Genomic DNA, 11,885 nt, shown 5'->3' with positions numbered 1-11,885 from the left:
CGGCGTCATCAGTTCGGGACGCAACCGTTCGGACGGCGCCAGATCGAAAAGCCACTCTTCGCGCGAGCGCGGCAAGGGCGTGGGCGGGCGCGGCATCGGAGGTAGCTTTGCGCCACTACGTCCGCTGCGGGTGTCGATCGGCGCGCCGGGACCTAGTGCGGCCAGCGCCGTTACTGAACTCATTGCCAGGGCGAGCGAGAGCAATCCGCCGCGAAGGGCCGATAAAAGACGTTCCATGCGCTTTGTCTCCTGTCCCATTACCGTGGCGGTCGAGAGACAGCGCTTTGCGCATGCTCCGAGCGCTCGGCTGTCGCACGGCAATCGGTGTCGTTGTCCGGTTCGGCGCGCGTTCGCCGATCGTCAAGTCCGATTCACTCTATTGAGCGCGCGGCGCGGAAACAACTGCTCGACCTGATAGCTGCGAATGTCGATAGCCAATGGCGTCGTCCACCACGGAAGGTGAGCGTTTTCGGGAGCAGAGGAAAAACGAAGCGGATCGTGCCGCGAAAGCCCCGCTAGACGGGGCCGTGTGCGCGTGCGCGGGGTTGGCCGCGGCGCTAAAGGTGAGTGTTTTCGGGGAGCGGCATGGGCGGCGTTCAGATGGGGCACAACGTGCGCCGATAAAGCGCCAATACTGCGTCGCTATCCACATCGACACAGACGGTGCACGCGGGCCTTGCGTCCCAGTCAGGCGCGGGAACGGGCATCCCCTCGGGTTTTTGGATCGTATGTCCCGCGGCGATACCTTCGGTCAGCACCCGTACCGGCCCATTGCGCGTTTGAAAGTATTGTGGAGCGAGCAGATAGGCGACGGCCAAAGCGTCATGTACGTAGATGCCGGCGACTCCTTCGCTTGCGCGATGAAACACTTCGTAGTGCCGCGAGATATCCCATACGAAACGTCCGGGCTCTCCGCCCGTGTCGCGCAAGTGCGCGAGGTAGTCCGTGGACATGACCGTGCGCTGCGTCACATCGAGCCCAACGATAACGATGGGCCACCCGGCACCGAACACACGGTCCGCCGCTTGCGCATCGCCATGCATATTCGCTTCGGCGGCCGGGGTCACGTTACCCATGACACCGCCGATGCCGAACGCGCCGCCCATGACGATGACTTGCTTGACGAGCGAAGCCAAGGCGGGCTCTTCGTCGAGCGCGAGCGCTAGGTTGGTCATCGGCCCAACGGCAATCAGCGTCACCTCGCCGGGATGGGCTTTCACCGTATCGACGATGAACCGGGACGCAGCGCGCGCATCGGCGCGGCAGCCATCGGGCAAATGCGCCTCGATGTTACCGAGCCCATCGTCGCCATGTATCGCCGGAAGCGGAGTCGGCGCATTGCCTTCAAGCGGCCCCGCCGCACCGCGGGCGACGGGCACGCCCGGCGCGAAACGCGATGTCAGATAGAGCGCATTGCGCGTGGTCGTTTCGATCGCGGCATTACCGAACACGCTCGTGACGCCCAGCAGTTCGATGTCGGGATGCAGCGCCTCGAAGACGAGCGCCATCGCGTCATCGATGCCTGGATCCGTATCGTAGATGACTTTATGTTTCATCGATCTTTAGGGAAAAGGCATCCGTCAATCGATCGCCCGCTCCCGAGCAATTCTTCGTTCGTCGTTCCGATGGCTTTGCCTGCTGACGAGGGCGAACGCCTGAACGCTCATTCCTGAATGAGGAACCGGTCGCGGCGCTTACCGATCCATGCGGGTGCCCGGCCCCGGCCGCTCCATGTTTTGCCTGTCTTCGGATCGCGGTACTTCGGCGGCAATCCGCCCGATTGAGCTTTGCGCGTGCGTTTGCCGGAGAAGCCGAGTTCTTCGGCCGTGATTCCGTATTCCGCAATCTGCTCCTTGATCTGAGCAATCGCCGCGGCTAGTTCCTTTTCTCGCGCTGCTGCCATTTGCGCCTGGACCTTTGCAAGCTGTTCGGTGAGTTGCCTATACGTTGCCATGAATATACGCCTCCTTTTGTTAGGCCGAATAGTACCGCTGTGACCGGTGGTACGCGCAAAAGTGCAATTTCATTTGGCCTTGCACGCAAAAAGCAGATTGCGCGTACTGTCCGTGATCGATTGCTGGATGATGTCGAAATCCCCGCCGCACATGCCACGTGCATTTTCCATGCACGCGCTCGCCGGACCCTGCGCCGCACACTGAACAAGGATCGTCGGGCGCCCATCGTGCGTAAACAGCGGTGCGCTGCTACCGCAGCCGGCAAGCATCAGAGACAGTGCGGCCGCATGAGCCGAGTGACAGAGCACGTGGCGCCCCCGCGCCCGAAGCAATGCGAGTCTCATCGAATCAATCCCAATTCTTTTTGAATGGGCGGAGTATGCCACGCTGGAAGCGTCTTGTTATTACATTGCGACGCGATCGGGCTTCGCGCCAATTCGCTGGAATGCGAGTGATCCCGGTTTATCCCAGACAGACTATGCGAATCAGGCCGGCGCGCCGAGTCAAAGCGTTGCGTAAAGGCGTAGGTGCACGCCCGCTCGCTAGTGAAGACTACGGCCGCAGGCCAAACATGCCATGCCAAAGCGCGCTGAAAAGATTCGTGTGTCCGCCTTCGCCGCGCGCTCGCATAGCATCGCCCGCTTCGCGGCCTTCATCGTCTCGGCTGACCTCGTGGTCCTCCCCGCCCTCACGCGCCGCATGTGCGTCCCGAGCAAGGTCGTCGCCTGGGCCAGCTTGCGCTCGCGAATCCGCTGCAACGGATTCGGCCGCACGCGATGCCTGCAGCGCGGCCACCCCATCGGCAATGCGAGCCGCAAGCGCCGGCTCGCAGTCACGGCCGAGCAGCACGCCGAACAGCACATCGCGCGCATGGCCCTGGTCCGCGAATCGGATGGCGAGCGTCACATACCGGGCATATTCGGCCTCGGCCTCCTCCTCGGCTCGCCGGCGCTCCTCTTCGCGGTGACGGGTAAGACGCCCCATTTCCTCCGCATACACGGCATCGTAGATGCGCCGCTGCTCGGGGTCCGACAGAATCGCATAGGCTTCCTTCACCTGCTGGAAGCCGGCATGCGCGGCTGCCTCGCGCCCGACGTTGCGGTCGGGGTGCGAGCGCATCGCCGCCCTCCTGTACGCCCGCTTGATTTCCTCTTCGGTGGCGTCATCGCGCACACCCAGCACGTCATAAAGCGTCACCATCTCTCGCCCGAACAAATTTGCACGCCTACCGATTGTATGCCCTGCTCGGTGCGCCGCCCAGCGGGGCGGGCCGATCCAGTTGGTGTCGCGCGAATCAAAACGTGGGAATCGAGGCGATTTAAAACGCGGGACTTGATTTCGGCACGCGCTTCGATTTGAATGACATCACTTACGATCCGCCGCGCATTGAGAGGTGCGCGGGACGTCCAGGTCGCAAACCGTCTGCCGAGAAATATTTTTTTGGGAAACAACGTTTTCTTCGAAGAAATCTCTCGGTAACCGGGAATTACCGCGAAGATGCACAACTTCTACATATATTAAGCGGGCCGAAAATGAGTGAGAAAAAGAAAGCGTTGATCGATACCGCCACCCGGTTATTTGCAAAGTTCGGCTTTCATGCCGTGGGAATCGATCGGATCATCGCTGAATCGCGCGTGGCGAAAATGACGATGTATAAGTACTTCCCGTCGAAAAGCCGTCTCGTCGTCGAGGTCATCAACGAGCAGGGGGCGGCACTGAGCGCGGGAATCGCCGCCGCCACGGCATCGCATACCGAACCACTGGACAAACTGCGCGCCATCTTCTTCTGGCACGACGCCTGGTTCCGCTCCGAATCGTTCACAGGCAACATACTCATCCATGCCGCATCGGAATTTCACGCCGAGGAGAACGAAATTCTTGCCGCCTCGGCTGCGCAACGGCGGGCGTTCGTTCATCAGCTCGAGCGTATTCTCGGCGAACGCTTCGACGGTGCGGCTGCCGTCCGGCTCGCACAACGCTGCGCGCTGCTGCTCGACGGTGCGACGCTCGCACGGCAGTTGAGTGGCCGCACCGACGCCGCACGCGACGCGTGGGAAGTCGCCCAGACGCTGATCGAGAGCGAGCGCGTGCACTGCGTCTGACGGCGCCGGGTCGGCAGGCCTGGCGGCACCAACCGGGAGGGGCTGAGCGCTCCCTACGGATTCTTGCATGCCGGGCACTGTTCGAGCACCTTAAAAACCCACTGACGCGCGCAAAAGTCGCGTTACACTCATCGACATGAATCGGGCCATGCAGCACGGTCGCCGGCATGGCGCGGCCGAGTTGCGTGGCGCGCCGGCAGGCTTTCCGTGCGGCACTGTCCGCATGGTCGATCTGCCCGTAAAATCAATTCATTCACGACTCGAGGAAACGTTCGATGCGCACCACCCGTTGCACCGGGGCCATGACCCTGCTCACCGAAATCGACGAGCCTAGCGGACGCGAAGTGCGCTCGCTGCGGCTGGAGCCGGCGGAAGACGGCAAGAGCATCCTTCTCATCGAAATCGACGAACGCAAGCCCGGCATTCACCGGGAGGTGCGGTACGAAATCACGCCCGCGGAGCTGATCGCCGCCATTCGCGCCAACGGCGCCGAGCTGCCAGGCGAACAGCACGCGCGCTGAAGCCGCCTCCCAGACTGTCTCGACCGATCGCGGCGGGCTCGATGCCCGCCGCTTTTTTTTCGTGCGCGAATATCGATTTCAGAACAATCGGGCCGGAACGGTGACGACCAGGCGATAGACCTGACTCGTCGGATCCGAATAATAGGTCGACCCGACGTGCCACATCGCAATCAAGGCGATTTTCGTTTGCTTGAAGCGGCCGCTTTGCACGACATAGGTGGGCGTGATACCGAATTCATGGTGCCGGCCATGCACGGGCTGGCCGTTCTTGAAGTAGATGGAACCGTACGCAGGGCCGCGGGCTCCGTAACGGGTAGCCGATACGCTCGCATCCGCGCCCCAGCCTTGCTGTGCCCATAGCAATGTCGAAAAACCTGGCAAGTTCGCGTATTTTCCATCGAACGTGTAGCGCAATTGCAGCGATTGTTCATGCGGCGCGTTGTAGTCGACGTCCATCGAATTGATCAGATAATCGCCCGCCGTTTCGTCCACGTAATCGAAAAACTGGTCGCCGGCAATCTTCTGGTAGCCGACGAGCAGCGCATGGGGGCCGTGCTGCGCCGATAGTGCAAGGCTGTAAGCACGATTGCCGATGGGTCCCTGGCGCGCCGCGCCCGCATCGTGCGTCGCATAGGCGTTGGCGGTGCCGGTCAGTTTCACGGTATCGACATGGCCGGTACTCTGTTGAATCGACGCATAATATTGCCGCCAGACATCGTCGGCCTGATCTGCAAAATACGAAACGCTGCCCTCGGGCGAATACGACCATGTACCGCCCAGGTAGCTGACGCGATCGAGCGGCACGCCGCCGTACGTGGTGCGCAGGCCCGACAACGAGGTGCGCCCTCGCGCGTTTACTTTGGTGAAGCTGCCCGCCTGGAGCGTGAGATTGCGCACGTCGCTGCTCGAAAGCGACGTGCCGAGAAAGGTCGGCGGCAACGCACGATTGTCATGAGGTTCGAGAAACGGATTGGAAACCGCATGCACGCCGTACTTCAGTACGGTTTCCGATACACGCGCCTTGACGTCATAGAGCCCAGGGTACGCCCATGCGAGCTGATTCGCCCCACCGCCGCGCCGAGCCACGTGCACCATATTGCCTGAGCCGTTTCCTCCATCGAGCTTGAGCGCGCCGAACAGCCCCCCATCGATGCCCAGCCCAACCAAGCCCGGCGTAAAGCCGGATTGCCATCTGAGCTGCGCACCTTCGACCCACGCATGGCGCGACAGGCCGCCCACGCTATGCAGATAGTCAGTGTAATTGCGGAACTCGAAATCGAGGCGGCTGCCCGCAAGCAGCCCGCCCATTGCCGGCAGCGCCGACATAGGCATCGATTCGGGAGGTAACCCCTCGATCTGATCGGCATTGGCGACGGCCGAGGGCACTGGCGGTACCGCTGGCTCGTCGGCGCGAGCCAACCCGGCGCCGGCCCACGTTGTTGCCCCGATCACAAGCACGGACGCGATACGGCGAGCCGCAAACCAGCTGTCTTTTTTCATTCACCGCTCTTCTATCAGTGTTTTTGATTCGCCTAACACTAGTTAGGAAGCCTAAATACCCGATACGTACTGAGAAAGGCGGCATCAAATCACGAGAAATTGCCTGTGTGCAGCTATCAACTGTGCGGGGGAGGATGTGCTCCGTGTATTCCCGAGGAGACGCACTTCAGGCGCTTCATGAGAATCGCCGCGGCATTGCGATGGCTCAGGCGCACCACGGATTCCACCCTGACGCTGCGGCCTCGCCTAGCCACCCTCCGGCGCGCTCGCGCCCACTCGCGAAACGCAGTTTGAGCATCGCAACTGCGGCTCGCGATGACAATCCGCATAAAGGAGTCCTAATCGATGAATTCCTCTAGATCGCAAACGCGGTCCTTTACCACCATTTTTATGATTGAAATGTGGGAACGCTTCGGGTATTACGGCATGGCCGCTTTACTCGTGCTTTTCATGATCGAGCGCGTCGGTTTTAGCGACGCCAATGCCAACTTGACGTGGGGTGCCTTCACGGCGCTCGTCTACGCCGCGCCTTCGATCGGTGGATGGATCGGCGACAAGGTGCTGGGCACGCGTCGCACGATGCTGCTCGGTGCGATGGTGCTCATCGTCGGCTACCTGATGCTCGCCATTCCCGACGACAGGCTCGGATTCGTCTATGCCGCGCTCGGCGTGATCGTGGTGGGCAACGGTCTTTTCAAAGCCAACGCGGCCAACCTCGTGCGACGCATCTATGAAGGCGACGATGCCCGCATCGATAGCGCATTCACGATCTATTACATGGCGGTCAACGTCGGCTCTACGGTATCGATGCTCGCGACGCCGTGGATCAAGGACCGCTGGGGTTGGCATGCGGCTTTCGGCGTGTGCTGTGCGGGCATGACCGTTGGTGTGATCAACTGTCTCGCGCGATACGGCACGCTCGTGCGGATCGGCTCGGCGCCCGACGACAAGCCCGTGCATCGTCAGCGCCTCGCCATGGTGCTGGCGGCCGGTGCCGCGCTCGCACTTGCGACGGTCTTCGTTCTTCAGCATCGTGCGCTTGCCGTCGCGTGCGTCTACGTCGCCGCCGTGGCAATCGTCGCGATCTTCGCGTTGATGACGCTGACTTGCGAGCGCGCCGAGCGTGCCGGGCTCGTGGCGGCGTTCGTCCTGGTGCTGCAATCGATTCTCTTCTTCGTGTTCTATCAACAGATGTCGACCTCACTGACGCTCTTCGCTTTGCGCAATGTCGACCCCGCCCTCTCGATTGCCGGCGTCACGCTTTTTTCGTGGAGCCCCGCCCAGTTCCAGGCGCTCAATCCGATCTGGGTCATGCTGATGAGTCCGTTGCTTGCGGGGCTCTATACGCGCCTCGCACAAGGCGGACGCGATGTCGGCATCGCGACGAAATTCGCGCTTGGATTCGTCGCCGTGGCGGCCGGCTTTTTCGTCTATGCGGTAAGCGGCCGCTACGCGATGGACGGCCGTGTTTCGTCGTGGTTCATGGTGCTGGGGTATGGGCTCAATTCGCTCGGAGAGCTGCTCGTCAGCGGGCTGGGGCTGGCAATGATCGCGCGCTATATCCCGGCGCGTATGGGCGGCTTCATGATGGGCGCCTACTTCGTTGCAACGGGTGTCGCGCAATATCTGGGCAGCGTCGTCGCCAATCTCGCGCAATTGCCATCGAACGATTTGCCCGCGGTGCAATCGCTGCCGCTCTATATCGATCTTTTTGCAAAACTCGGGTGGCTCGCCGCAGCAGGCGCGCTAATTTCCATCCTGCTGCTGCCACTGATGCGCAGACTCGGGAATACCCACCGCCGCTCGGCGGCCGCGCTCGCCGGTGCTGCTACGAGCGCTCGCTCCCGCGCATTCGTCTCCGACTGATCTGCGATGCGCTGCGCCGGGCCGGGCCTGTTCGGAGTCGGTGACGGACGAGCAATACCTTGTCGGGCCCGCGCAGCAACGCTGAGGGCTTGACAACCGGCATAGCGCAGTTGGCGGCCAACTCGGCCGACTTTGCCTAAAATGGGCTCTGGCGCCGGTTGCCGCGGCGCGGTATGCAACCCCGACCGGAGCCGATATTGAAAGTTGCCCGACACTCGACGGCCGATATTCGCATAGGTATCGGCGGCTGGACCTACGAACCGTGGCGCGGGACCTTCTATCCGGAAGGACTCGTGCAAAAGCGCGAACTCGAATACGCGAGCCGCAAGCTGACCTCCATCGAGGTCAACGGCACGTTCTACGGCGCCCAAAAGCCCGAAAGCTTCGCGAAGTGGCGCGACGAAACGCCCGACGATTTCGTCTTCGCCCTCAAAGCGCCACGCTTCGCAACGCACCGCCGCGTGCTGGCCGAGGCGGGCGAATCGATCGAACGCTTCTTTTCCAGCGGCGTCACCGAACTCGGTGCCAAGCTGGGGCCGATCAACTGGCAGTTCGCACCCACGAAGAAATTCGATCCTGAGGACTTCGAAGCGTTTTTGCGACTGCTGCCCCATCGCGTCGACGGCCGCACGATCCGGCATGCGCTGGAAGTACGTCACGAGAGTTTCCGGGATTCGGCATTCATCGCGTTGGCGCGCGAGCACCGTGTGGCCGTTGTGATAGCCGGCGACAGCAAATACCCTCAAATCGCGGCTCTCACCGCACCGTTCGTCTATGCCCGCATCATGGGAACCGAAGAGGCACATCCGCTCGGGTACACGAAGCGGGCGCTCGATGAATGGGCCGAGCGCGTGCGCCGCTGGGCCGCGGGCGGCATGCCGCAGGGGCTCGAAACCGTCGATGGCGACGAGGCATCGCTCGGCGGCAAAGATACCCCACGCGACGTCTACCTTTACGTGATCAGCGGCTTTAAGACCCTGAACCCGGCGGCAAGCATGGCGATCATCGAACGCGTCGGACAGCGGGCCAAACACTAGACCAGGCGCCGCCGAGCGCAGTTGCTGGGCCATCGAGCGACAGGCGGCCGATTCCCGCTCAATCGAGCAACGCTGCCGCGCGCCTTTTCAGTTCGGCGCCGAACTCGTCGAGCAGTCCAATCGACAAGCGCCAGCTCTGCCAGTACAGATCGACATCGAGGTGCCGGCCCGGCAACAGCTCGATCAACTGCCCCGCCGCGAGCGGCTCCGCGATCATCTGCAACGGACACATGCCCCAGCCCAGCCCCATCGAACATGCCCGCAAAAAGCCGCCGACGTGAGGCACCCAGTGCACGGGCGGATCGACGACCGCACGCGTGACCCGGCGCACGAACCGCGCCTGTAATGCGTCCTTCGCGTTGAACACGACGCATGGCGCGCGCCGCAGCGCATCGCGATCGACTCCGCTCGCGAAGTAGCGCGCAAAAAACGGCGGCGTGCAGACGGCCAAATAGCGCATCGTGCCGAGCCGGGTGGACCGGCATCCTTGCACGGGACTCGCCTGCGTCGTGACGGCACCCTGCACGCTGCCGTCGCGGATGCGTTGCGCGGTGTGGTCCTGGTCGTCGATGACCAGATCGAGCAGCGTCTCGCGCTCGACGCAAAAGGCCGCCACGGCATCGACGAACCATGTGCCGACGCTGTCGTCGTTGACCGCCACGCGCAAAGTCGGCCATGCCTGAGCGAGCGCACCGCCGCCCGGCATGAGCGGCATACGCCCACTCAGCTCCGCCTCCAGCAGACGCACGCGCTCGGTATGCCGGCAGAGCAGCGCCCCCGAGGGCGTAGCCACGCACGGCTGCCCTCGCTTGACGAGAATGCTGCCGATGCGCTCCTCGAGCAGCTTCACCCGCTGCGAGACCGCGGAGGGCGTGACGTTCAATTCATTCGCGGCGCGCTCGAACGAACCGTGACGGACCACGGCCGCGAGCGCGTTGAGCAAAGCATAGTCGAGCATTAGAAACGCTTAATGAGCTTAACGGAAATTAGCTTTCCTTAGCATACCGCCGAGTCGCAGACTACGCTCGTTCGCCCCAAACGTCTACCTGCGTATCCCATGAATCCGACCGCTTTCTCGCATGGCGCCGTGCTGTCGGCGTCGCTGATCGTCACCATAGGCGCGCAAAACGCCTTCGTTTTGCGGCAAGGCATCATGCGCTCGCACGTCGGCAAGATCGTCGCGCTGTGCAGCCTGTCCGACTTCGTTCTGATTGCCGCCGGTGTCGGCGGCGCGTCGACGCTCGCCGCGCGGTACCCGCGTTTCGTCGAATTCGTTTTGTACGCGGGGCTCGCGTATCTGGCGTGGTTCGGTATCGGCGCGCTGTCCCGGGCGTTGCGCCCGGGACATGCGGTCATGGAAGTTCAGGGCGATGGCGCCGCCCCGAACGGGCAAAGCGCATGGGCGGCCGTGCTGACGACCCTGGCCCTCACCTGGCTCAACCCGCACGTCTATCTCGACGCGATGTTGCTCATCGGAACGGCCGGCGCGCGCGAACCCGAAAACGCGCGAGTGGCGTTCGCGCTCGGCGCGATGACGGCGAGCCTCATCTGGTTCGTATCGATTGGATATGGCGCGCGGTTTCTCGCGCCGCTTTTTCGGAAAGCGTCCGCATGGCGCCTGCTCGACGGCGCAACCGGCGGCATGGTGCTGCTCGTGGCCGCCACGCAGCTACGCTGACAATCGCTGTGGATCGCTGTCAATCGATCGCCCGCGATATTTCTTTCAAATAGCTTTCGATTGCAAAATGCCGGCAGTTGATATATATCTGCGCAACGGTTGACCAGCCGTCAACGTTGAGAGGCGTTCATGAAAATCAAAATTATCGGGTATTGCGCCCTGGGGGCAATTGCACTCGCACTGTTCGTCACGATGTGCGCGATCTTGCGCGATGCAATCATCACACACGACATCGACGCGAAATCGCAGGTCGACGGCGGCATGCATGTGGCCGAAGGAGCCACCGCCGTGCCGGCGTTGAGGGCCAAACCCTAGCGGCGTACCCGGTGGCGGGCCTACAGCGGCGGGAGGCGGTCGGCAACGAGCCGGCTCAGATACCGGTAATCGCGCAGCAGGGCACTATGCCCCTTGCCCCAGGCGGATAAGAAGCGGAACAGGTGCGGGCCTGACAACACGGCTTTCTTGGCGCCCCAGACGAACCCGAGAAACTCGTACGACAGGACGCGCAGCGGCCGCGGATTGGCGATCATCGCGTCGAAAAGATTGACGTAGATGTGCGAACTCTGGTGTTCGACGCCATAGCTGACGTGCTCGTGATCGTGCACGGCGCGCGCCGACGGCTCGAACAGAAGCTTCACGCCGCTGCTGCGCCACAGCGCACCCATGAAGCGATCGTCCGACGTCCGAATACCCTCGTTCCACGGTTTTGCGAGGGCGAGCTTGCGGGCGTAGATGAAAAAGGCCCCGATCAGAAAATCGGGCGATTCCCCCGGTTTGGCCGCGCGGCCATACCCGATCGCGCGCATCACCACAGGCGCGCTCCAATCTTCGCCCCAGCAAACGCTGCCCGCGACGACGCGGTGGCCCGACTGCGCCTCGTAAGTCTCGAACAGACGGCGAATGGCTTGCGGCTCGACGCAAATATCGTCGTCGACATTGACGATCAGGTCGGTATCGGCCGAGCGCGCGCAAAAATTCCGTGCGGCGGCAACGTTCTTGCCGTCGTGAAAGCGCAGTTTGACGAAATCGTGACCGGCGCACACATCGACGACTTTCTTTTGCAGTTCGCGGTCCGGCGTCGAATCGCAGACGAAGACATCGAAAGGCAATTGCTCGCGCGCCACGGCCAGGGCCTGGAGGCAGCGCTGCAGCTTTTCCGGACGATTGCGTGTGGGAATTACCACGCTGACGGACGTCATGACTTTCTCCGTGGTCATTGAGGCGGC

At 62.4% G+C, this 11,885-nt stretch carries 13 protein-coding genes; 6 read left to right on the top strand and 7 right to left on the bottom strand.

The window, feature by feature from the left end:
• Nucleotides 1–596: 596 nt before the first annotated feature.
• From ACR9ZC_RS00305 to ACR9ZC_RS00290, 4 genes are all read right to left on the bottom strand, one after another.
• The gene (locus ACR9ZC_RS00305) at nucleotides 597–1,556 is read right to left on the bottom strand and encodes a nucleoside hydrolase (RefSeq protein WP_481578652.1); all 960 of its coding nucleotides are present in this window, start codon (nucleotides 1,554–1,556) and stop codon (nucleotides 597–599) included.
• A gap of 107 nt (nucleotides 1,557–1,663) precedes the next feature.
• On the bottom strand, nucleotides 1,664–1,954 hold the full coding sequence (locus ACR9ZC_RS00300; protein WP_481578651.1) for an H-NS histone family protein: 291 nt from the start codon (nucleotides 1,952–1,954) through the stop codon (nucleotides 1,664–1,666).
• A 69-nt stretch (nucleotides 1,955–2,023) separates the two neighbouring features.
• Complete coding sequence (locus ACR9ZC_RS00295; RefSeq protein WP_481578650.1) at nucleotides 2,024–2,299, bottom strand: YgdI/YgdR family lipoprotein; 276 nt, start codon at nucleotides 2,297–2,299, stop codon at nucleotides 2,024–2,026.
• 208 nt (nucleotides 2,300–2,507) lie between these two features.
• Entirely contained in the window at nucleotides 2,508–3,155 is a 648-nt protein-coding gene (locus tag ACR9ZC_RS00290) for a J domain-containing protein (RefSeq protein WP_481578649.1), read from the bottom strand.
• Between the two features lie 332 nt (nucleotides 3,156–3,487).
• Here ACR9ZC_RS00290 and ACR9ZC_RS00285 point away from each other — a divergent pair, with 332 nt between their 5' ends.
• Both ACR9ZC_RS00285 and ACR9ZC_RS00280 read left to right on the top strand, forming a co-directional pair.
• Entirely contained in the window at nucleotides 3,488–4,057 is a 570-nt protein-coding gene (locus ACR9ZC_RS00285; RefSeq protein ID WP_331571544.1) for a TetR/AcrR family transcriptional regulator, read from the top strand.
• Nucleotides 4,058–4,332: 275 nt separating this feature from the next.
• Nucleotides 4,333–4,578 (top strand): hypothetical protein, encoded by a 246-nt coding sequence (locus tag ACR9ZC_RS00280; RefSeq protein WP_173260884.1) that lies wholly within the window; start codon nucleotides 4,333–4,335, stop codon nucleotides 4,576–4,578.
• A 78-nt stretch (nucleotides 4,579–4,656) separates the two neighbouring features.
• Here the strand turns inward: ACR9ZC_RS00280 and ACR9ZC_RS00275 are convergent, their stop codons facing one another.
• Entirely contained in the window at nucleotides 4,657–6,078 is a 1,422-nt protein-coding gene (locus ACR9ZC_RS00275; protein WP_481578648.1) for an OprD family outer membrane porin, read from the bottom strand.
• 345 nt (nucleotides 6,079–6,423) lie between these two features.
• On the opposite strand from ACR9ZC_RS00275, the gene ACR9ZC_RS00270 reads away from it, so the two are divergent.
• Together ACR9ZC_RS00270 and ACR9ZC_RS00265 are read left to right on the top strand one after the other, a co-directional pair.
• Nucleotides 6,424–7,944, top strand: a complete 1,521-nt coding sequence (locus ACR9ZC_RS00270; RefSeq protein ID WP_481578647.1) for a peptide MFS transporter — start codon at nucleotides 6,424–6,426, stop codon at nucleotides 7,942–7,944.
• 173 nt (nucleotides 7,945–8,117) lie between these two features.
• Nucleotides 8,118–8,981 (top strand): DUF72 domain-containing protein, encoded by an 864-nt coding sequence (locus tag ACR9ZC_RS00265; RefSeq protein ID WP_481578646.1) that lies wholly within the window; start codon nucleotides 8,118–8,120, stop codon nucleotides 8,979–8,981.
• Nucleotides 8,982–9,039: 58 nt separating this feature from the next.
• Here the strand turns inward: ACR9ZC_RS00265 and ACR9ZC_RS00260 are convergent, their stop codons facing one another.
• Nucleotides 9,040–9,939 (bottom strand): LysR family transcriptional regulator ArgP, encoded by a 900-nt coding sequence (locus ACR9ZC_RS00260; RefSeq protein ID WP_481578645.1) that lies wholly within the window; start codon nucleotides 9,937–9,939, stop codon nucleotides 9,040–9,042.
• A gap of 99 nt (nucleotides 9,940–10,038) precedes the next feature.
• Here ACR9ZC_RS00260 and ACR9ZC_RS00255 point away from each other — a divergent pair, with 99 nt between their 5' ends.
• Nucleotides 10,039–10,659, top strand: coding sequence for a LysE/ArgO family amino acid transporter (locus ACR9ZC_RS00255; RefSeq protein ID WP_481578644.1), 621 nt, complete (start codon nucleotides 10,039–10,041; stop codon nucleotides 10,657–10,659).
• 129 nt (nucleotides 10,660–10,788) lie between these two features.
• Nucleotides 10,789–10,974 carry a hypothetical protein gene (locus tag ACR9ZC_RS00250; RefSeq protein ID WP_481578643.1) on the top strand — a complete coding sequence of 62 codons (186 nt, stop codon included), beginning with the start codon at nucleotides 10,789–10,791 and terminating at the stop codon, nucleotides 10,972–10,974.
• A 20-nt stretch (nucleotides 10,975–10,994) separates the two neighbouring features.
• Here the strand turns inward: ACR9ZC_RS00250 and ACR9ZC_RS00245 are convergent, their stop codons facing one another.
• Entirely contained in the window at nucleotides 10,995–11,858 is an 864-nt protein-coding gene (locus ACR9ZC_RS00245) for a glycosyltransferase family 2 protein (RefSeq protein WP_481578642.1), read from the bottom strand.
• Between the last annotated feature and the right edge of the window lie 27 nt (nucleotides 11,859–11,885).

The sequence above is a fragment of the Trinickia sp. HAY1-2D genome (assembly GCF_056754935.1).
The sequence above is the reverse complement of the archived record's forward strand: the minus strand, read 5'-3'. Positions and strand labels throughout refer to the sequence as shown.

Excerpts from the sequence above, each read along its gene's own strand:
- ACR9ZC_RS00305 (WP_481578652.1), bottom strand. The coding sequence starts at position 1,556 with ATGAAACATAAAGTCATCTACGATACGGATCCAGGCATCGATGACGCG.
- ACR9ZC_RS00300 (WP_481578651.1), bottom strand. The coding sequence starts at position 1,954 with ATGGCAACGTATAGGCAACTCACCGAACAGCTTGCAAAGGTCCAGGCG.
- ACR9ZC_RS00295 (WP_481578650.1), bottom strand. The coding sequence starts at position 2,299 with ATGAGACTCGCATTGCTTCGGGCGCGGGGGCGCCACGTGCTCTGTCAC.
- ACR9ZC_RS00290 (WP_481578649.1), bottom strand. The coding sequence starts at position 3,155 with ATGGTGACGCTTTATGACGTGCTGGGTGTGCGCGATGACGCCACCGAA.
- ACR9ZC_RS00285 (WP_331571544.1), top strand. The coding sequence starts at position 3,488 with ATGAGTGAGAAAAAGAAAGCGTTGATCGATACCGCCACCCGGTTATTT.
- ACR9ZC_RS00280 (WP_173260884.1), top strand. The coding sequence starts at position 4,333 with ATGCGCACCACCCGTTGCACCGGGGCCATGACCCTGCTCACCGAAATC.
- ACR9ZC_RS00275 (WP_481578648.1), bottom strand. The coding sequence starts at position 6,078 with ATGAAAAAAGACAGCTGGTTTGCGGCTCGCCGTATCGCGTCCGTGCTT.
- ACR9ZC_RS00270 (WP_481578647.1), top strand. The coding sequence starts at position 6,424 with ATGAATTCCTCTAGATCGCAAACGCGGTCCTTTACCACCATTTTTATG.
- ACR9ZC_RS00265 (WP_481578646.1), top strand. The coding sequence starts at position 8,118 with ATGCAACCCCGACCGGAGCCGATATTGAAAGTTGCCCGACACTCGACG.
- ACR9ZC_RS00260 (WP_481578645.1), bottom strand. The coding sequence starts at position 9,939 with ATGCTCGACTATGCTTTGCTCAACGCGCTCGCGGCCGTGGTCCGTCAC.
- ACR9ZC_RS00255 (WP_481578644.1), top strand. The coding sequence starts at position 10,039 with ATGAATCCGACCGCTTTCTCGCATGGCGCCGTGCTGTCGGCGTCGCTG.
- ACR9ZC_RS00250 (WP_481578643.1), top strand. The coding sequence starts at position 10,789 with ATGAAAATCAAAATTATCGGGTATTGCGCCCTGGGGGCAATTGCACTC.
- ACR9ZC_RS00245 (WP_481578642.1), bottom strand. The coding sequence starts at position 11,858 with ATGACGTCCGTCAGCGTGGTAATTCCCACACGCAATCGTCCGGAAAAG.